Raw genomic sequence first — 17,665 nt, 5'->3', positions numbered from 1 at the left:
TGCTGAGCAACCGAGCAGCGTGAGCCAGGAATCTCCCTCGCTCGCCGAGGGAGAGGGTTCAAAGCAGTTCCTCCGGTACGTCCAAGCGCCGGGAACGAAGCCATTCGCCCAAGGCCTTGGCTTGAGGATCGAAGCGGGACTGCGAGGCGACGCCATCGCCGAGCAGTCCGGCAATCGTGAAGTTGAGGGCCCGCAGGTTCGGCAGCAAATGCCTCACGACTTCCAAGTCACGTGTCTCCGGGAGGAGTTCTTTCACCTTCTCCACCGTCAGGGCGTGGGCCAGCCAGCGCCACTCCTCCTCCGTCCGCACCCACACGCCGACGTTCGCGTCGCCGCCCTTGTCGCCGCTGCGGGCCCCGGCGATCCGGCCGAGGGGCGCTCTCCGGGTCGGCCCCTCGGGGAGCGGCGGCGGAAGGTCCGGGTCGGGTACGGGTTCCAGGTCGAGGGTCCTCGGGGGTACGGGGAGCTCCCGGCGGCTCCCGTCGGGGAGGACCGCCGTGTGCGGGACCTCGTCCCGGGGCACGTACGCGCTCTCGAAGACCCCGTAGGGGGCGCCCTTGCCGGGCGGGGCGGTGACGTGGAAGCCCGGGTAGCTCGCGAGGGCCAGTTCGACGGCGGCCCCGGTGACGGCGCGGCCGACCTTCTCGGGGTTCCGGTCGCGGACGACGAGCCGGAGCAGGGCGCTCGCGGTCTCCTCGGTCTCCGCGTCCGGGCGGTCGGTGCGGGCGAGTTCCCAGCGGACCTCGGCGGGCGGGTTCTTCGCGAGGGCGTCGGCGAGCTGCTCCCGGAGCAGGGCCGCCTTGGCCTCGATGTCGAGGCCGGTGAGGACGAAGACGACCTCGTTGCGGAAGCCGCCGAGCCGGCTGAGCCCGGCCTTGAGGGTGGGGGGCGGCGCCTCTCCCCGTACGCCCTCGATGCGGACCCGGTCGGGGCCGTCCTGGGTGAGGCGTACGGAGTCGAGGCGGGCGGTCGCGTCGGGGCCCGCGTAGCGGGCGCCGGCGGTCTCGTAGAGGAGCTGGGCGGTGACCGTACCGACGTCGACGAGGCCTCCGGTGCCGGGGTGTTTGGTGATGACGGAGGACCCGTCGGCGTGGAGTTCGGCGACGGGGAAGCCGGGGCGGCGCACGTCATGGCCGCGGAAGAACGCGTAGTTGCCGCCGGTGGCCTGGGTGCCGCACTCCAGGACGTGCCCGGCGACGACCGCGCCCGCGAGCTCGTCGTACGCCTCCGGGCCCCAGCCGAAGTGCCACTGCGCGGGCCCGGTGACGAGCGCGGCGTCGGTGACGCGGCCGGTGACGACGACGTCGGCGCCCGCGGCGAGGCAGGCGGCGATGCCGGCGCCGCCGAGGTAGGCGTTGGCGGTCAGCGCGCCGTCGGGGGCGGGCAGCCGGTCGCCCTCGACGTGGGCGATCCGGGTCGGCAGGCCGAGCTTCGCGGCGAGGGCCCGCAGGGCGTCGGCGAGGCCGGTGGGGTTGAGGCCGCCCGCGTTGGCGACGATCCGGACGCCGCGCTCGTGGGCGAGGCCGAGGCCCTCCTCCATCTGGCGCAGGAAGGTCTTCGCGTACCCGGTGGTGGGGTCCTTGAGCTGGTCGCGGCCGAGGATGAGCATGGTGAGTTCGGCGAGGTAGTCGCCGGTGAGGACGTCGAGTTCGCCACCGGTGAGCATCTCGCGGACGGCGTCGAAGCGGTCGCCGTAGAAGCCGGAGGCGTTGCCGATACGGATCATTCCGGGGCTCCGTGCGGTGCGCGGCCGCCGCCCGCCGGGCCCGCGAAGGCCTGCGCGAGGGAGAGCCAGCGTGCGGCGTCCGCGCCCTCGGCGACCAGGGCGGTGTCGTCGCGGTGGAGGCGCTGGGTGACGAGGAGGCAGAAGTCGAGGGCCGGCCCGGTGACGCGCTGGGCGGCGGCCTCGGGCCCGTACGTCCACGACTCCCCGCCAGGCCCCTGCAGTTCGACCCGGAACGGCTCACCGGGTGCCGGAATGCCCCGCACCAGGAAGGCGTAGTCGCGGGCCCGGTGACCGATCCAGGCGACGTGCCGGAGCCGGGCGGTGGGCGTACGGACGACGTCCAGCGTGTCGGCGACGTCCTGGCCGTGCGCCCAGGTCTCCATCAGCCGGGCGGTGGCCATGGCGGGGGCGCTCATCGGCGGCCCGTACCAGGGGAACCTGCCCCCGTTCGGGACGGCGCGCAGGGCCTCCTGGAGCTGCTCGCGGCCGGCGCGCCAGCGGGCGAGGAGCTCGGCGGGCGGCACCTTGGCGCCCTCCTCGGCGCCCTCGTCGACGAAGCGGTCGGGGGTGGCGAGGGCCTTCTCGGTCTCGACGGCGAAGGCGTCGGCGTCGGTGACGGCGAGGAGGGCGGCGCGGTCGGTCCAGGCGAGGTGGGCGATCTGATGGGCGATCGTCCAGCCGGGGGCGGGGGTCTGGGCGGCCCACTGCTCCTCGCGCAACTCCGCGACGAGAGAGTCGAGTTCCTCGCTCTCGTCGCGCAGGTCGTCGAGGACGTCGACGGGGTCGGACACGGTGCGCTCCCCTCGGGGGACGGGCGGTCACGGGCCTTCGCGCAGGAGCATGCCAGCGGGACCAGAAACAATCAAGCGTGCTTGCTTTAGTTTTCGCCCCGTTGTGGGCCGTCGCTCCGTGGGGGGGGGTGCCCACACCCCGTTGTGGGCAGGCGTTCCGCCGGGGCGATGGGGGTCCCCCCTGCGCGAACGAAGCCGAGAGCTCGGGGGAGGGTGGGCCCAACGGAACGGCGCCCATGCCGGCGCCAGAGGCTCCGCCGCCTGAACCCGCACCCCTGGTGACGGCACCTACGCCGCCGTGCGCGGCAACGGCGGACCCCCACAGCCACCGGCCACCAGGGGCGGGCGGCGGTCAGCCCGCCGGCGGAAACACCGTCGCCGCGTAGGCGGCGGCCGCCGGGGCGGGCTGGAGGGCGGCGTGGGCGGCGATCGCGTGGATGTCCCGCCAGGCACGCTCCAGACCGCCGCCGGCGTGGAGACCGCGGGCACCACCGGTCCGCATCAGCCGCTCGACGGCCCCGGTGAGCAGATCGACGGCGAGGGCCACGTCCCGCTGGTTGAGGGCGGCGGCGAGGGCCGGGTCGCGTTCGTCGAACGCGGAGCCGCCCGCGTCGCGCCCACCGAAGACCGCGCCGCCCACCCCCCGGCCGTCGGCTCTCGTCGCCGCCGTCTCCAGGAGCAGGCGCGCCGCCTCGATCTCCGCCGAGCAGCGGGCCAGCGTCTGCTGGACCGTCGGGTCGTCGGCGAGCGGCCGCCCGCCGGGGAGGCGGCGGGAGCCGACGAGCCCGGTCCAGGCGTCCAGGGCCCCGCGTGCCGCGCCGAGCGCGGGCAGCGCGAAGAGGAGGGCGGCGACCAGCTGGTACGGCACCCGATGGCACGGCGCCGCGTCGGCGTCGGCGACGCCGGCCACGAGGGCTTCGCGGAGGAAGCTGCGGTGCTCGGGCACGTACACCCCGTCGACCGTGACGCTGTGGCTGCCGGTGGCCCGCAGCCCGACCGCGTCCCAGGTCTCCCGGATCCCGACCTCCGCGCGCGGCACCGCGAGCACCCGGTACGCGGGGGCCCCGCCCCCCGAGTGGTCCAGGGAGGCGAGGAGCACCCAGTCGGCGTGCTCGATCCCGCTGGCGAAGGCCCACTCCCCCGACAGGTTCCAGCCGCCGGGCGCCCGGACGAGCCGGCCGGCCGGGGGCACGATCGCCGCCGCGACGCGCACGTCGGGCGAGTCGCCCCACACCTCGCGCTGCCCCTCAAGCGGAAGGTGCGCGGCGAGGCGGCCGTGTGCGGCGAGCAGCACCGCGCACCAGGCGGTCGAGGCGCAGGCGGCACCGGCTCCGGCGACGGTGTCGAGCAGTTCGACGAAGCCTCCGGCCGTACCGCCCCAGCGGTGGGGCACGAAGTGCCGGGCGAGACCGACGGCGGTCATCGCCCCGACGACCTCGGGGTGGAGCCGCCCGGTCCGTTCCGCCTCCTCGGCGTGGCGCGCGGCGGCGGCCCGGAGGTGGTCGGCCGTGACGAGGACGGGGGCGTCGACGACTGTCATGACGCGTACTCCTTACGTGGAGGTTCAGTGGTGGTAGTGATGCGAGTAGAAAAAGATTCGGTCCGGAAGGTATTTTCTGAGAGGCCGTCATGAAAGCCATGGAGGGCCACTACGGCAGAAGGAGGCGGACGCTCGGTGAGGCAACAGGACAGGGCCCGCATGACCTATGACCTGGTGCTCGGCGCGGCAGCCGCCGAGTTCGCCCTGCACGGATTCGCGGGGACGAACCTGGCCGACATCACGGCCCGCACCGGACTGACCAAGGGAGCCCTCTACGGGCACTTCTCCTCGAAGGCCGATCTCGCGGGCGAACTGACCCGCTCCTTCGAGGCCGCCTGGGCCGACGCCCTCTCCACCGCCACCGGCGAGGCGGAGGAGAGCGGCGCGGCACTGCCCACCCTGCGGAGACTGCTCGTCGACCTCGCCCGCCGGGTGCAGGAGGACGTGCCCTTCGCCGCCGGACTGCGCCTGGTCATGGACGCCGCCCTCGCCGAAGGGACCTCGCCCGCCCCGCTCGGCGAGCTCTGTCGTGTCGTGGCTCTCCTGATCCGCAAGGGCCAGGAGGAAGGTTCCGTACGCACCGCCCACCCGGCCGACCTGCCGGCCCGGCTCGTCGTGGCCCTCCTCGTCGGGGCCCCCGCCGTGGTGACGGCGACGGACGCGACGGGTCCCGCCGAGCTGGTGAGCGAGGTGTGGGACCTTCTGGAGCCCGCGTTGTCGGGATCCCGCAGCGGCTGAGAGGGAGTTACGAGTTACGGGAGGTACGCGGGCGCTGCGGCGGGGATCCGTGGCGTGGGGGTCCACGGGTCACGCAGCTCGCGCGGGCTCCGACGCCGACGGAGGCGTACGGGTCCCCTCCGGAGCCACCGTGGCGGCGGGGCTCTCGAACGAGCGGGGCTTGGGTGACGGGCACGGCACCCCTGACGGGCACGGCGTCCGCGACGGGCATAACACCCCTGACGGGCACACCATCCCTGACGGGCAAGGTCGCGTCCGTGGCGAGCAAGACGTCCAAGACGGGCTGCGGCGGCGGAAAGGTCCGCATCCCGGTCTGGTGCCTGAAGCCCGGATCCTGAAGGCCCGAAGCTCAAAGGCCCCGGATCCTGAAGGCCCAAGCCTGAAGGCCCAAGCCTGAAGTCCGGATCCTGAAGTCCGGCTCCTGAAGGCTCAGAGCGCGAAAGCCCGGATCCTGAAGGTCCTGACCCTCAAGCCGCCCGTGGCGCCAGCGTGCGCGCGGGCCGCGCGGCCGCTGGGGAGGCGGCGGAGGAAGCCGTCGGGGATGCGGCGGAGGAAGCCGTCGGGGATGCGGCGGAGGAAGCCGTCGGGGAAGCCTCCGACGAAGCAACAGGGGCCGCCGGCGAAGCAACAGGGGTCCCCGGGCCCGGCAGCCAGGACCACGACGACGTTTCCGACGGCGGTGCGGAGATCGGCCCGTCGCCGACCAGGACCGGATGGCCGACGGAGCGCAGCAGCGGCAGGTCGCTCTCGTCGTCGGCGTACACGAAACACTCCTCGGCGGCGAGGCCGAAGGTCGTCATGATGCGGCGGGCGGCCTCCGCCTTGGGCTCGCCGATCATCGGCGGTCCCGACAGCTCCCCGGTGAGCACGCCTTCCGAGGTCACCTCGGGCACGGTGCACACGACGAGATCGGCGCCGACCTCCCGGGCCAGCGGGTCGAGGCAGGCGGAGAAGGCTCCGGAGACGAGGACGATCAGGTCGCCGGCGTCCCGGTGGCAGCGCAGCGCCTCGTACACGGGGGTGTGCAACAGCCCGCCGGCGCGGGCCTTCTCGTACCACTCCCGGCCGGAGGCCTCCAGGTCGTCGAGGTGACTGCCGGCGAGGAAGCGGAAGAAGGAACGGTTCACCTGTTCGCGGGGCACGCCCTCGCGGATCTGGCGCTGGAGCGAGGCGCGCGCCGCGGCGAGCCTGCGGGCGGCGACCTCGCCGTGCCCCCAGTACCGGGCGAGGACGCAGGCCATGCTCTTGCAGGTGATCAGGGTCTCGTCGACGTCGAAGAAGGCGGCCCGGGCGGGAGCGAGGCTCATGCTCTGCCCCCTCTGTCGAGGAGGCGGCGGTCGGCGGGGCGGGTGTCGCCGAAGCGGCCGGTCACGCCGCTCTGCGGGGCCATCCGCCGGTCCACCACGGCGGGGGCGGGGTCGGCGATCTCGTACTGCGCCGTCTCGACGAGTTCGAGGATCCGTTCCGCCAGCGGGCGCAGCCGCGCACCGGCCGGGGTGAGCTCGACGGAGCGGTTGCCGCGGCGCTGGAAGAGCGAGGCTCCCATGTCCTCTTCCAGGCCCTTGATCTGCGCGGTCACCGCGGGCTGTGAGTAGTGCAGGTTGTGGGCCGCGCGGGTGAAGCTGAGTTCCCGGGCCACTTCGCGGAAGGCCCGTAAGTGCTGGAGTTCCATCCTTCTGCCTTTCTACGCTCGTCCGTCACGGAGCCTTGCTCGTCACGCACACCGGGCCACGGCGGTGGCGAGGACGCGTCCTCCCTGGGTCGCGGAGAGCCGCACCCGGCCGTCCTCCAGCGGCGCGGCCTCGACGGCCACGGCCTCGGCGAGCTCGCCGAAGACGGCGAAGTCGGCGTCCAGGGAGGTCAGCGTGGTCGGCGCCGCTCCCCCCGCCGTCCGCCGGTCCGGCCACGGGCCCAGCTGCCCGGCCGCCTGCCGGAAGGCCTCCAGGAGCAGCATCCCGGGCACGTGGTCCGAGGGGTGCTCGAAGTAGCCGGGGTGGGTGGGGTCGACGTGCAGCCGCCATTCCCGCGTGCCGGCCGGCCCGGCCAGGGCTTCCTCGGCGGGTACGGGGCGCAGGACGGCCCGGTCGTCGGCGGCGCGCTGGGACGTCCCGTGGCCGGAGCCCTGCGGGTTCGCGGTCTCCGCGATCCGGCCGCGCTGCCGCAGCCGCCCGTAGCGCACGCCGTCGATGACGACGACGCCGGCGGAGGCGCGGGCGCACTCCCGGCCGCCGACCTCGATCACCATGTCGAAGCGGGCGTCGAAGCGGCGCGGGTTGCGGGCTCCGGCGGGCGTCACGACCTTGACGTCGAGGACGGCCGCGAGCGGGCCGCAGCCGACCCGGAGGGCGGCGGGGTCGCTGATGTGCAGCGACAGGGCCTTGAAGATGAAGTGGTGGCCGAGCGGCACGTCGTGGTAGCGGTGGCTCAGGAAGATGCCGGCCTGCCGGACCGTCTCGACGAGGAGCATGAAGTCGGCCTGCCCGGTCTGCTCCGGGCGGTACAGCGCGTGGTTGCGGGGCAGTTGCGCGCCGACCAGGAAGCGGTCGGCCCCGGCGACGACGGCGTCGGTGAGGAAGACCTCCGTCACCGAGGCGCGGTGCACGAACCGGCGGGAGATCGTGCGGTCGAAGCTCAGCCCTTCCTTGGCCTCCCGGACGAGCGACTCCAGGGACTCGACGGGCGCGAGCGGCTCGACGGGCGCGAGCGGCTCGACGGGTAACGCGGTCGGCAGCACACCGATGGACATCCTTATCCCCCTCAAGGTGAAGCATCGTGGCGACGAGGGACCTCGGTGGCCCCTCGGCAGCAAGAAATATACCTTCGGGAATGTATATTGCAAGGCGTAGGAACGAGAGAGGCGGACAGACATGGCGACCCCCCAAGGCGAACCCAAGCAACGGGCCACCGACCCGAAACGGCCGAGCACCGAACCGAGGCCACGGAGCACCGAACCCAAGCAGCGCAGCGAACCGAAGCAGGAGCGCGCCCGGCGCACGAAGGTGCACATCCTCCAGTCGGCCGCCGAGCTCTTCGCCGAGCGCGGCTACGCGACCGTGACCCTTCAGGACGTGGCCGAACGCGCGGAGATGACCAAGGGAGCGGTGTACTTCCACTACACGAACAAGGAGGCCCTGGCCGTCGCGGTCGTGCAGGAGCACTACGCGCGCTGGCCCGAGATCCTCAAGGGCGCCGAGGGCAACCACGAGGAGCCCTTCGACACGCTCGCCGCCGTCCTCGACACGGTCACCCGGGCGTTCGCGACGGACATCGTCGTCCAGGCCGGCGCACGGCTCCAGATCGAGCGGGCACTGATCGACGCCGAGCTGCCCGAGCCGTACGTCGGCTGGGAGGACTACCTCACCCGGCTGATCGCGGAGGCCCGGGACGCGGGACAACTGCGGGCCGGAGTGGAACCGCGCGCGGCCGCCCGCGTCCTGGTCTCCGCCTTCTTCGGCATGCAGCACATCTCGGACGTCCTCAGCAGGCGCAAAGACCTCACCGAGCGGCACGCCGAGCTGCGGGCCGTCCTCCTCGATGGGCTGCGCGGCTGATCAGCCGCGTGCCCGCCGTGAGAAACCGGAAAACGGCGTGGCCCCCCACGGATGTGGGAGGCCACGCCGTACGCGTGCGGCGACTCGGGGACGGTCAGGACCTGCTGCCCGAGGCGACCGGCGCCGGAGCGGAAGCGGAGCCCGTACCGGAGCCCGTACCGGAAGCCGTACCGGAACCGGAAGCCGCCACGGGGGACGGGGCCGGGGCGGCCTTCGCGGCGACCCGGCGCAGGTACAGGTTGTTGAAGACCAGCGCCGCCGCCGTGAGCGTGGCGCCGACGATCTGCATCCCGGCCGGGACGACACCGGTCAGGGCGGAGATCACGAACGCGGTGATCGGCACCACGTCCATGAAGAGGACGCCGTTGAGCGGGCCGAGGTACCGGTTGCCGAAGTTCCAGCCGAGGACACCGACGAAGCCGGCGATGACGCTCATGTAGGCCAGCTGGGGCAGGATCGTTCCCACGGCGCCCGCCGTCGGGACCGGGACGCCGCCGGCGGCCAGGATGATCGCCGTGATCACGGCGGCGCTGGCGAGACCGAGGGCCGTGGTGATGGCGGTGTACTTGATCGGGGACCAGGTCGGGAAGTAGCTCGCGCCCGAGGTGTAGACGACCCAGCACAGCGCGGCGAAGAGCAGCAGGGCGTCGGCGCCGGCCGTCTTCGGGTCGGCGATCAGCGAGCCGATGTCACCGTCGGAGACGACGAGGATGGTGCCGACGAAGGACATCGCGATGAAGACGAGCGAGAACTTCGGCGGAACGACCTTCTTCAGCACCCAGTTCACCAGGAAGCCCATCATGGGCATGGTCGCCATCATGATCGAGGCGTTGAGGGCGCCGCGCGCGCCGATCAGGTCCTGGCCGAAGAAGACGAGGAACTGGAAGCCCGCGAAGCCGGCCGTGCCGAACAGCCAGGCCAGACCGATGCGTTCGCCCTTGAGGCGCAGCCCCGCCTTCCCCTCGCGGATCCGGAGGAAGACAAGGAACATCGCACCGGCGATGGTGTAGCGCATCACGGTGAAGGTGAAGGGGTCGATGTAATTCAGGGTGGAGTCCATGAGGGGGAACATCGCGCCCCAGGACACCGTGGCCAGGAGGCAGAGGAGAACGCCTCGCGTGTACGTGTTCTGACTGTTCATGAGTCTTCCTGTCGGGCCTGAGCCGGCTGGGAGTGGGAGGTGGGGGGTTTCTCGCGGGGAGGGGCCGGGTCCTGCGGAGGGGGTGCGGAACCCGGCCCCCGGACGGGGATGGGGACAGGCGGCGGGCGCGGAGCTACGGGGTCAGACCCCGGCCGGCTCCGGCGTACGGGACTCCGCCGGCCGGATGTCGAGCAGCGGCAGGACCGACTCCAGGAGCTGGGCGGCCCGGACCTTGCCGGTCGGGCTGTACGGGATGGCGTCGACGGGCACGACGTACGCCGGGAGGCAGGGCACCCGGCGGGCGCAGGCGGCGCTGACCGCCCGGTAGCCGCTCTCCTGCCGCTCGGGCGCGACGGGCGTGAAGGGCACGACGAGCACCTCGCCCACGCCGGGCAGGCTCGTCCGCAGGACGGCCGTCTCGCGGACGCAGGGCAGGTCCATCAGATCGGCCTCCAGGCCGAAGATGTTGACGTCGAGCGGCTTGCCCGCCTCGGCCTTGGCGACGCCGTCGTTGCGGCCGGTGAGTTCGAGCCGGCCCGCCTCGTCGACGAGCCCGCTGTCGCCGGTGAGCAGGAAACGCTGCGTACGGCCGCCGTAGTCCAGCGTCATGAAGTCGGGCTCGCTCGTCGCGTAACTGTCCATCAGCTGGTAGCTGGCGATGGCGACCCGGCCCCGACTGCCCTTCGGGAGCGGCTTGTTGTCGGCGTCGAGGACGACGACCGTGTTGCCCGGCATGGGGCGGCCCGAGCGGCAGGGCGCCACGTGCAGCTCCTCGGGGCCGATCATGACGTTCACGCCGGTCTCGGTCGTCCCGTAGTAGAGGTGCAGCACCGGGCCGAGGCGGTCCCAGGCGTTGTTGATGACCCACCGGTTGAGGTGCCGGCCGCCGGAGAGCACGAAGTGCAGGCGGGAGGTCTTGTGCAGGTGCTCCGAGTTCGGGTGGGCGACCACCCGGGCAAGCACGGGCGGCACCATGAGGGTGGTGGAGACGCCCTCGTCCTGGATGATCCGGATGAGCTCCTCGGCATCGTCGTGCGGGCCGAGAACGACGGTGCCGCCCAGGGTGAGGAAGATCCGCGCCCAGCCGGGACCGGAGGCGTGGTACAGCGGCACGGTGACGAGGTGGACGTCCTCTTCGTCGAAGGCGTACTGGTCGACGAGGTCGGCGAAGCGGCGGGCCTCGAAGGAGGTGCGCCGGACGACCATCTTGGGGACGCCGCTGGTGCCGGAGGTGAAGGAGAAGGCCTCGAACGGCTGCTCCACCGGCTGCGGTTCACCCGGCGCCGACACGAGGAGGTCGGTGAAGCTGACCGAGACGGTCTGGCCGTCGGGCAGGCCCACGGGCTCGCTGTCGATGAATATGTCGAGTATGTCTCTGCCGTTCGGCCAGCCGCACTCCTCGACGAGACCCCGGTGGGCCCGGGAGGTGATGACGACGGTCGGCTCCAGCTGGTCGAGCGCGGCGCTGGTCGCGACGGGCCCGGCGGTGTAGTCGAGGCCGACGCAGGGGATGCCGAGGGAGCTGACGGCGGCCATGGAGACCACCAGCTCCCAGCTGTTCTCGGCGAGGAAGACCGCGCGGGCCGGCCGGGCCTCGGGCAGCAGGTCCTGGATGGCGCAGGCCACCCGGCTGACCTTGTCGGCGAAGTTCGCCCAGGTCATGCGGGTCTCGCCGTCGACGACGGCGACGCGCTGGGGCCAGCGGGCGGCGTGCTTGCGGATGTCCGCGATCTTGATCATGGAGTGCTCTCCTCGGGATCTGGGCGGGCGGATCAGCTGGTGGCGACGGCGGTCGCGGCGGCGGTCGCGGCGGCCGAGACGGTGGCCGCGGTGGTGCCGGTGGCCGAGACGGCGGCGGCGACCCCGGCGAGCTGCTCGGTGGTGACGCTCTCGACGGTGAGGTGACCGGAGGTCAGGCGATCGGAGGTCAGGCCATCGGGCGCCAGGTGATCGGCGGTCAGGCGATCGGGCGCCAGGTGGTCAGAGGTCAGGTGGTCCGCGGTCAGGTGATCGGCCGCCGGGTGGTCGGCGGTCAGGTGGTCCGCGGTCAGGTGATCGGCCGTGGCCGGTACGGAACCGGTGACGGCGGCCTGGACGGCGAGCTCGCGCGCGGAGACGGTCGGGTTCCGCAGCGTGTAGATCTCGCAGCCGCTGGAGCGCAGCTCGTCGATCTGACTGAGCGTCCGCTCGCAGAGCTTCTCGCCGGGCACCGTGATGGGGATGCCGGGCGGGTAGGCGATGATGAAGTGCTCGGAGGTGCCCGTGGCCAGGGCCGCGGAGGCGCTCCGATACGTGCGCTGGATGGTGCGCAGGGCGTCGAGGAGCCGCAGCAGGGTGGCCTCGTCCACACCGATGTGGATGTGGAAGAGGACGGCGTCGCCGCTCTCCCGGGCCACGTACAGCGCGTACTCGTCGAAGAGGATCCGGCGGAAGTCGGCGGCCGTGATGCCGAGGGCGCTGATGTCGACGAGGACCCGGGTGGGGTCGTCGCTGACGAGCTGCGCGGCGTCGGTGAGGTGGCCGTCGGGGCCGAGCGGGCGGTACGCGGAGAGCCGCGGGTCCGTGGCGAGCTCGACGCGCAGGGTGCGGGCCAGCCCGAGGGAGCGGCCGAGGAGCGACTCGCCCTCGGTCTCGGCCTGGAGCCGGGCCAGGTCCAGGCTGGCGAGGACGGGCCAGCTGGGCGAGGTGGTGTGGTGCTGGAAGAGGGCCTGGGCGGTGCGCTCCTGGGCCTCGCCGTCGCCGATGAGGTGCAGGTAGGAGCCCTGGCGGAGCGCGGACATCGACTTGTGCGCGGAGTGGGTGACGGCCACGTTCAGGGCGAGCCGGGGGTTGTCGGCGCGCAGCGCCTCGACGGCGTGGAGCGCGGTGAGCGGGCGCAGCCGGGGGTGGAAGCGGTGGGCGGCGCCCCAGGCCTCGTCGACGAGGACGGAGACGGTGGGGTGGACGGCGGCGAGTTCGGCGAGGACGGTCGGCAGGTCGTACCGGACGCCGTCGTAGGAGACGGCGGAGAGGACGACGGTGTCGAAGGGCCGGCCCTCGGCGGCGGCGGCCCGGAACATCTCCAGGAGCCGGGGCAGGTCGGCGTACGTCCGGGGGCAGCCGTCGCAGCAGCGCTGCATGGGGGCGTACGCGACCTGGACGCCGAGCGAGTTGAGGGCGAAGTGCACCGACTGGTGGCAGGACCGGTCCGCGAGGACGCGGGAGCCGGGCTGGGTCAGCGCGGTCAGGGCGACCCGGTTGGCGGTGCTGGTGCCGGCGGACAGGAAGAAGGTGGCGTCGGCGCCGAAGCTGCGGGCCGCGAGGCGCTGGGCCTCGCGGAGCGGGCCACGGGGCCGGAAGAAGGAGTCGAGCATCGTGCCGCTGTAGGACACGTCGGCCGCGAGCTGCGCGGCGCCGAAGAGCGCCTCGTAGGTCTCCCGCATGTGGGAGTCGCGGATAGACCGGCCGTGCGAGAGCGGCAGCGCGTGGAACGTGGCGATGTCCCGTCGGGCGACTGCGAGCACGGCGTCGGCGAGGGGGGTCCTGCCGTCCGGGTAGGCCCCGGGGCGAGCCGGCAGTGTCGCCGGCTCCGGAGTGGAGCTGGTGGATGCGGTCATGCACCCATGAAATAAAAACCTTCGCGAAGGTATCAACTATCATCAGCGACGCTGATGGACGACCGGGAGGACCCCCCGGCCGACCAGCGAGGATGACAGCTCGTGGCGGTCAGGCCCGGGGGAGGCCTGCCCGACGACTCGGAGCCGAACGGCCGGCCGGGCCCCGGCCCCGGCTAGGCGGCGGCCCGGCGCGGGCGGGCGACGAGCTCGCCGCCGCAGTTGGGGCAGACGTCGGCCATGGCGTCGGCGCAGGGCACGCAGAAGGTGCACTCGTACGTACAGATCCGCGCGGGTCCGTCGACCGTCAGGACCGCCGTCTCGCAGCGCTCGCACCGGTCTCGCATCTCCAGGGCCATGGCCGGCTCCCCCTCTTCGTACGGCTGAGAACGACTCCATGATCCACACGGGCCCCGGCCGCCGGAAACAGCCCGGCGGCCAAGGATCGAAGGGATCGGGTCACCTCGGGTCAATCCCTGACCAGGCAGAACGGGTGCCCCGCCGGATCCGCGTACACCCGCCAGCTCCGCGTGCCCGCCCCGTCGTCGAGCAGCTTCGCGCCCTGCGCGAGGACCTGCTCCTGGGCCGCGTCCAGATCCGCGACACCGAAGTCGAGGTGGAACTGCTGGGGGCGCTCCGGGTCCGGCCACGTCGGCGGACGGTGGTCGGCGACGCCCTGGAAACAGAGGACGAGCCCACCGGGGGTGTGCAGCGTGGACCAGTCCTCGCCGAGGGACCAGCGAGGATCGGGCCGGTCGACGTCCCCACCGACCACCGCCCGGTAGAAGGAGGCGAGTTGGCGGGGCGCGGGGCAGTCGATGACGACGCACTGGAGGTTGGCGATCACGGGCGGAGTCTAGGGTCGACCCTGCCGACCGGGACCGGAACGGGGCGAACACGCCTCGCCGGCCGGGGGCGGGGGCGGGGGGAATGCGCACTGCCAGCCGGGACCGGGGGCCCGGGTGAGCACGCATCGCCGACCAGGACCGGGGCCCGAGCGAGCACGCATCGCCGACCAGGACCGGGGGCCCGGGTGAGCACGCATCGCCGACCAGGACCGGGGGCCCGGGTGAGCACGCATCGCCGACCAGGACCGGGGGCCCGGGTGAGCACGCATCGCCGACCAGGACCGGGGGCCCGGGTGAGCGCGCATCGCCGACCAGGACCGGAACGGGCCACGGCGCACGCCCCGACCCGGTCTGCGCCGGTGCGCATCCGGTGCCTTGTCGTACCGGGTGATCGCTTCCGCCGGCCCGTTCCACGAGCGCCTGGGGGGCTGCGCCGAAAGTGCCCGCCTGACTACATTCGGTGACGTTCCGCCACCTTCGGCGACCGCAGCCCGCGGCGCCTCGACGGTGTGGCGGTCGCCGCCGTGCGCCGTCCCCCGCGCACGGAGTCCCACGAGAAAGGACCCTTCCTTGCGCAGGTCACGAAGGCTCGCCGTCACCCTGGCCGCGGCCACCTCGCTCCTCCCGCTCCTCTTCGTTCCGTCCGCGTCGGCGAAGCCCCCGGTCCAGGTGCGCGTCGACCACGTGTGCGGTCAGCCGACCACCGCGGCGCGCAACGCGCTCGCGTGCATCACCAACAACACCGACGAGGACCTGGAACTCGTCTCGACCGAGCTCGTGCACGGCGTGTGGACCTGGTACCCGCCACAGACGATCCACGCCCACACCAACGGCACCTGGGCCGGCCATTCCCGCGCGGAATCCACGGGCTCCCAGATCCGCGCGAAGTACCGCACGGCCAGCGGCTGGGTCGGCAACTTCGAGGTCGGCATCGAGTGGTGGTCCCACAACTGCTGGGCCGGCTTCTGGACCGACGGAGGCTCCCCCGACATCTACACCGTGACCGATCAACGCGAAGAGAGCTGCGCGTCGATGATCCAGACGCGGTTCACCATCGACAAGAAGTAACCGGCGGCCACGGAACCGGCAGAAGGAAACAGCTACCGGCACCGGCGGAAGGGAACGGCTACCGGCACCGGCGGCAGGGAACGGCTACCGGCACCGACGCAATGAAACGGCCCCACCCGCGGCGCGGGTGGGGCCGTTTCCGGCGCGCAAGCACCTCACCCGTTCATCCGTCCCGCCGCGCCTTCCGCGACTGGGTGCGGACCGCCCCCATGCTCGCGCCGATCACCAGGGCGATCGCCAGCGCGTCGGTGGCGGACAGGGCCTGGCTCAGGACGAGGAAGCCCGCCGTCGCCGCGATGGCCGGTTCCAGGCTCATCAGGATCGCGAACGTGGGCGCGGGCAGGCGGCGCAGGGCGAGGAGTTCCAGGGTGTACGGGAGGACCGAGGACATCAGCGCGACCGCGAGGCCCAGGCCGATCGTCGACGGTACGAGGAGCTTGTCGCCCGCCTCCGCGATGCCGAGCGGCAGGCTGAGGACCGCACCGACGGCCATCGCGAGGGCCAGGCCGTCGGCCTGCGGGAAACGACGGCCCGTACGGGCGCTGAACACGATGTACGCCGCCCACATCACCCCCGCCGCCAGTGCGAAGCCCGCACCGAGCGGATCGAGGCGGTCGAAGCCGCCGCCCCCGAGGAGCACGACGCCACCGAGGGCGAGCCCCGCCCAGAGGAGGTTGACGAGACGGCGCGAGGCGACGACCGAGAGGATCAGCGGGCCGAGGACCTCCAGGGTCACGGCCGCACCCAGCGGTATCCGGTCGGCCGCCTGGTAGAAGAGGATGTTCATGCCGGCCATGGCGGTGCCGAACGCGACGATCGTCCCCCAGTCGCCCCGACCGTACCCCCGGACCTTCGGCCGGCACACGATCAGCAGCACGGCGGCGGCGAGCACCAGCCGCAGGGTGACGACCCCGAGCGCTCCCGCCCGGGGCATCAGCAGCACGGCGACGGCCGAACCGAACTGCACGGACAGCCCACCGGCGACCACGAGCGCGACGGGCCCGAGCCGATGACCGGCCGCGGCGGACCGAGCCGCACCCGCCTGCACCGCCGGCGCCACCGGCGCCGCGGCCGCAGCCGCAGCCGGGGCCGCATCCTTGACCGGACTGTCCACCGAGGCTCCTCATCCACACACGCGACTAGTTCACTGCATTAGACCCCTGGTCCAGAATAGTGCACCCTCGTTTGGGCCGCAGCCGGGATGCCCCCTCCCCCGTCACCCACCACGCTACGAGCCCCCGCGCGGCACCGGAAATGCCGATTGCGCTGCGGTTATGCTCCGGACGCATGAGCATCGAGCTGCGCCACCTCCGCTGCTTCCTCGCCATCGCCGAGGAATCCAGCCTCACCAGGGCCGCCGCCCGGCTCCACCTCACCCAGCCCGCCGTCTCCCGCACCCTCGCCGCCCTGGAACACCACCTCGGCGCCCGGCTCGTCGACCGCTCCACCCACCACCTCGCCCTCACCGCCGAAGGCCGCGCCTTCCAGGACCGGGCCGCCGCAGCCCTCGCCGCCTTCGACGCCGCCGTCGACCCGGCCCGACTGCGCCACCGCCCCCTCCGCCTCGGGCACGCCTGGTCGGCCTTCGGCCCGTACACCACCCCCCTGCTCCGACGCTGGCAGCGCGCCCACCCCGAGACACCGCTCGAACTCCTCCGCATCGACGACCGCACCGCCGGCCTCGCCCGCGGCGAGGTCGACGCGGCCCTGCTCCGCGGGGCCGTCGAGGCACCGGGCCTGGTCACCGCGGAGCTCACCACCGAGAGCCGCGTGGCCGCCTTCCCCGCCGACCATCCGCTCGCGGACCGCCCCCGGCTCACCCTCGGCGACCTCACCGGGGAGACCGTCGTCCTCAACACCGTCTCCGGCACGACCACGCTCTCCCTCTGGCCGGCCACCGCCCGCCCGGCCGCAACCCTGACCGTCGCCAACACCGACGACTGGCTCACCGCGATCGCCGCCGGCCGGGGCATCGGCGTCTCCTCCGCCTCCACCGCAGCCCTCCACCCGCACCCGGGCGTCGCCTACCGCCCCCTCCCCGACGCACCCCCGCTCCCGGTCGTCCTGGCCTGGCGCGACGCGTTCCCGCACCCGGCGACGCAGGCGCTGGTGGCGATGGCCCGGGAGATCGTCAGCGGGGGCTGAGGCCCATGGAGGGAACTGGCTCCACACGACCAGGCCGAGCAGGCTCATAAAACCCAAGCCCGGCCGCACCGGCGCGTCCGGCTTCGTGGGCTTCTGGTGCGGCCGCCCTCTTTCCGAGAGTCGCGCCTTCCGACACCGCGTCAAGGGCGCTCCTCCGTCGCGTCGGCTTCGCCGATTCCGCTTCGCTCCACCCTTGACCCGGCGCCGGAAGGCGCGAAAAACCTCTCGGAGGGCGGCCGGGGGTGCGGGTCCGCGCGGAGGCCCGGGCAGCGTCCGGGCCCGGAGGGCGACCAGCGGCCCGGTGGGTGGGGGCTGGGTTCGTGGCCGGGGTGGATGGGACCGTTTCGCTCGGCTCGGGGTGCGCGGCAGTTGCATGGGGCGGCCCGGGTCGGCTTAGCGAGTTGCGACCGTCCTGTAGTCGGGATTCAAGCCCCGCTGGTCACTCCCGGTGGGTTGGGGGGAGTGGTTTCTGCGGGTAACTCGGCGCTGCGGACCCCATGGGTGTGATTTCGCGGGCACTTGGG

At 73.1% G+C, this 17,665-nt stretch carries 16 protein-coding genes; 4 read left to right on the top strand and 12 right to left on the bottom strand.

Going from position 1 to position 17,665, the window contains the following annotated elements; translation table 11 throughout:
- Positions 1-58: 58 nt before the first annotated feature.
- The 3 genes from ACWGN5_RS27620 to ACWGN5_RS27610 form a co-directional block, all read right to left on the bottom strand.
- Positions 59-1,726: an acyclic terpene utilization AtuA family protein gene (locus tag ACWGN5_RS27620; protein WP_453519963.1), complete on the bottom strand. Its 1,668-nt coding sequence runs from the start codon at positions 1,724-1,726 to the stop codon at positions 59-61.
- On the bottom strand, positions 1,723-2,517 hold the full coding sequence (locus ACWGN5_RS27615) for a TIGR03084 family metal-binding protein (RefSeq protein WP_453519961.1): 795 nt from the start codon (positions 2,515-2,517) through the stop codon (positions 1,723-1,725). The genes ACWGN5_RS27620 and ACWGN5_RS27615 overlap by 4 nt, the downstream gene beginning before the upstream one ends.
- 352 nt (positions 2,518-2,869) lie before the next feature.
- Positions 2,870-4,057, bottom strand: coding sequence for an acyl-CoA dehydrogenase family protein (locus ACWGN5_RS27610; RefSeq protein WP_453519959.1), 1,188 nt, complete (start codon positions 4,055-4,057; stop codon positions 2,870-2,872).
- A 159-nt stretch (positions 4,058-4,216) separates the two neighbouring features.
- Between ACWGN5_RS27610 and ACWGN5_RS27605 the strand changes: the two genes are divergently transcribed.
- A complete protein-coding gene (locus ACWGN5_RS27605) occupies positions 4,217-4,795 on the top strand; it encodes a TetR family transcriptional regulator (RefSeq protein WP_453519958.1) in 579 nt (192 codons plus the stop codon).
- A 467-nt stretch (positions 4,796-5,262) separates the two neighbouring features.
- Here ACWGN5_RS27605 and ACWGN5_RS27600 read toward each other — a convergent pair whose 3' ends face one another.
- From ACWGN5_RS27600 to ACWGN5_RS27590, 3 genes are read right to left on the bottom strand one after another with little or no spacing between them, the layout of a single operon-like run.
- Positions 5,263-6,102: an HAD family hydrolase gene (locus ACWGN5_RS27600; protein ID WP_453519955.1), complete on the bottom strand. Its 840-nt coding sequence runs from the start codon at positions 6,100-6,102 to the stop codon at positions 5,263-5,265.
- Positions 6,099-6,467, bottom strand: a complete 369-nt coding sequence (locus ACWGN5_RS27595) for a LysR family transcriptional regulator (RefSeq protein ID WP_453519952.1) — start codon at positions 6,465-6,467, stop codon at positions 6,099-6,101. The genes ACWGN5_RS27600 and ACWGN5_RS27595 overlap by 4 nt, the downstream gene beginning before the upstream one ends.
- A gap of 42 nt (positions 6,468-6,509) precedes the next feature.
- Entirely contained in the window at positions 6,510-7,541 is a 1,032-nt protein-coding gene (locus tag ACWGN5_RS27590; RefSeq protein ID WP_453519950.1) for a ScbA/BarX family gamma-butyrolactone biosynthesis protein, read from the bottom strand.
- A gap of 121 nt (positions 7,542-7,662) precedes the next feature.
- Here ACWGN5_RS27590 and ACWGN5_RS27585 point away from each other — a divergent pair, with 121 nt between their 5' ends.
- Positions 7,663-8,346: a ScbR family autoregulator-binding transcription factor gene (locus ACWGN5_RS27585; protein ID WP_453519947.1), complete on the top strand. Its 684-nt coding sequence runs from the start codon at positions 7,663-7,665 to the stop codon at positions 8,344-8,346.
- A 94-nt stretch (positions 8,347-8,440) separates the two neighbouring features.
- Here the strand turns inward: ACWGN5_RS27585 and ACWGN5_RS27580 are convergent, their stop codons facing one another.
- The 5 genes from ACWGN5_RS27580 to ACWGN5_RS27560 form a co-directional block, all read right to left on the bottom strand.
- Entirely contained in the window at positions 8,441-9,487 is a 1,047-nt protein-coding gene (locus tag ACWGN5_RS27580; protein WP_453519945.1) for a DMT family transporter, read from the bottom strand.
- A gap of 141 nt (positions 9,488-9,628) precedes the next feature.
- Positions 9,629-11,227 (bottom strand): class I adenylate-forming enzyme family protein, encoded by a 1,599-nt coding sequence (locus ACWGN5_RS27575; RefSeq protein ID WP_453519943.1) that lies wholly within the window; start codon positions 11,225-11,227, stop codon positions 9,629-9,631.
- Between the two features lie 32 nt (positions 11,228-11,259).
- The gene (locus tag ACWGN5_RS27570) at positions 11,260-13,083 is read right to left on the bottom strand and encodes an arginine decarboxylase (RefSeq protein WP_453519940.1); all 1,824 of its coding nucleotides are present in this window, start codon (positions 13,081-13,083) and stop codon (positions 11,260-11,262) included.
- Between the two features lie 173 nt (positions 13,084-13,256).
- Positions 13,257-13,439 (bottom strand): DUF1272 domain-containing protein, encoded by a 183-nt coding sequence (locus ACWGN5_RS27565; RefSeq protein WP_453519937.1) that lies wholly within the window; start codon positions 13,437-13,439, stop codon positions 13,257-13,259.
- Positions 13,440-13,549: 110 nt separating this feature from the next.
- Positions 13,550-13,927: a VOC family protein gene (locus tag ACWGN5_RS27560; protein WP_453519935.1), complete on the bottom strand. Its 378-nt coding sequence runs from the start codon at positions 13,925-13,927 to the stop codon at positions 13,550-13,552.
- 571 nt (positions 13,928-14,498) lie between these two features.
- Here ACWGN5_RS27560 and ACWGN5_RS27555 point away from each other — a divergent pair.
- Entirely contained in the window at positions 14,499-14,996 is a 498-nt protein-coding gene (locus ACWGN5_RS27555; protein WP_453519932.1) for a hypothetical protein, read from the top strand.
- Positions 14,997-15,159: 163 nt separating this feature from the next.
- Here the strand turns inward: ACWGN5_RS27555 and ACWGN5_RS27550 are convergent, their stop codons facing one another.
- Entirely contained in the window at positions 15,160-16,110 is a 951-nt protein-coding gene (locus ACWGN5_RS27550; protein ID WP_453519930.1) for an EamA family transporter, read from the bottom strand.
- 173 nt (positions 16,111-16,283) lie between these two features.
- Between ACWGN5_RS27550 and ACWGN5_RS27545 the strand changes: the two genes are divergently transcribed.
- Positions 16,284-17,141: a LysR family transcriptional regulator gene (locus tag ACWGN5_RS27545; RefSeq protein WP_453519927.1), complete on the top strand. Its 858-nt coding sequence runs from the start codon at positions 16,284-16,286 to the stop codon at positions 17,139-17,141.
- Positions 17,142-17,665: the final 524 nt, after the last annotated feature.

The sequence above is a fragment of the Streptomyces sp. NPDC055815 genome (assembly GCF_053616475.1).
Note: the sequence above shows the minus strand (reverse complement) of the source record. Positions and strands in the feature narration are given on the sequence as shown.

Bases quoted from the DNA above. Each gene is read 5' to 3' on its own strand.
- ACWGN5_RS27575 (WP_453519943.1), bottom strand. From the start codon at position 11,227: ATGATCAAGATCGCGGACATCCGCAAGCACGCCGCCCGCTGGCCCCAG.
- ACWGN5_RS27620 (WP_453519963.1), bottom strand. From the start codon at position 1,726: ATGATCCGTATCGGCAACGCCTCCGGCTTCTACGGCGACCGCTTCGAC.
- ACWGN5_RS27595 (WP_453519952.1), bottom strand. From the start codon at position 6,467: ATGGAACTCCAGCACTTACGGGCCTTCCGCGAAGTGGCCCGGGAACTC.
- ACWGN5_RS27580 (WP_453519945.1), bottom strand. From the start codon at position 9,487: ATGAACAGTCAGAACACGTACACGCGAGGCGTTCTCCTCTGCCTCCTG.
- ACWGN5_RS27545 (WP_453519927.1), top strand. From the start codon at position 16,284: ATGAGCATCGAGCTGCGCCACCTCCGCTGCTTCCTCGCCATCGCCGAG.
- ACWGN5_RS27590 (WP_453519950.1), bottom strand. From the start codon at position 7,541: ATGTCCATCGGTGTGCTGCCGACCGCGTTACCCGTCGAGCCGCTCGCG.
- ACWGN5_RS27585 (WP_453519947.1), top strand. From the start codon at position 7,663: ATGGCGACCCCCCAAGGCGAACCCAAGCAACGGGCCACCGACCCGAAA.
- ACWGN5_RS27605 (WP_453519958.1), top strand. From the start codon at position 4,217: ATGACCTATGACCTGGTGCTCGGCGCGGCAGCCGCCGAGTTCGCCCTG.
- ACWGN5_RS27570 (WP_453519940.1), bottom strand. From the start codon at position 13,083: ATGACCGCATCCACCAGCTCCACTCCGGAGCCGGCGACACTGCCGGCT.
- ACWGN5_RS27600 (WP_453519955.1), bottom strand. From the start codon at position 6,102: ATGAGCCTCGCTCCCGCCCGGGCCGCCTTCTTCGACGTCGACGAGACC.
- ACWGN5_RS27610 (WP_453519959.1), bottom strand. From the start codon at position 4,057: ATGACAGTCGTCGACGCCCCCGTCCTCGTCACGGCCGACCACCTCCGG.
- ACWGN5_RS27565 (WP_453519937.1), bottom strand. From the start codon at position 13,439: ATGGCCCTGGAGATGCGAGACCGGTGCGAGCGCTGCGAGACGGCGGTC.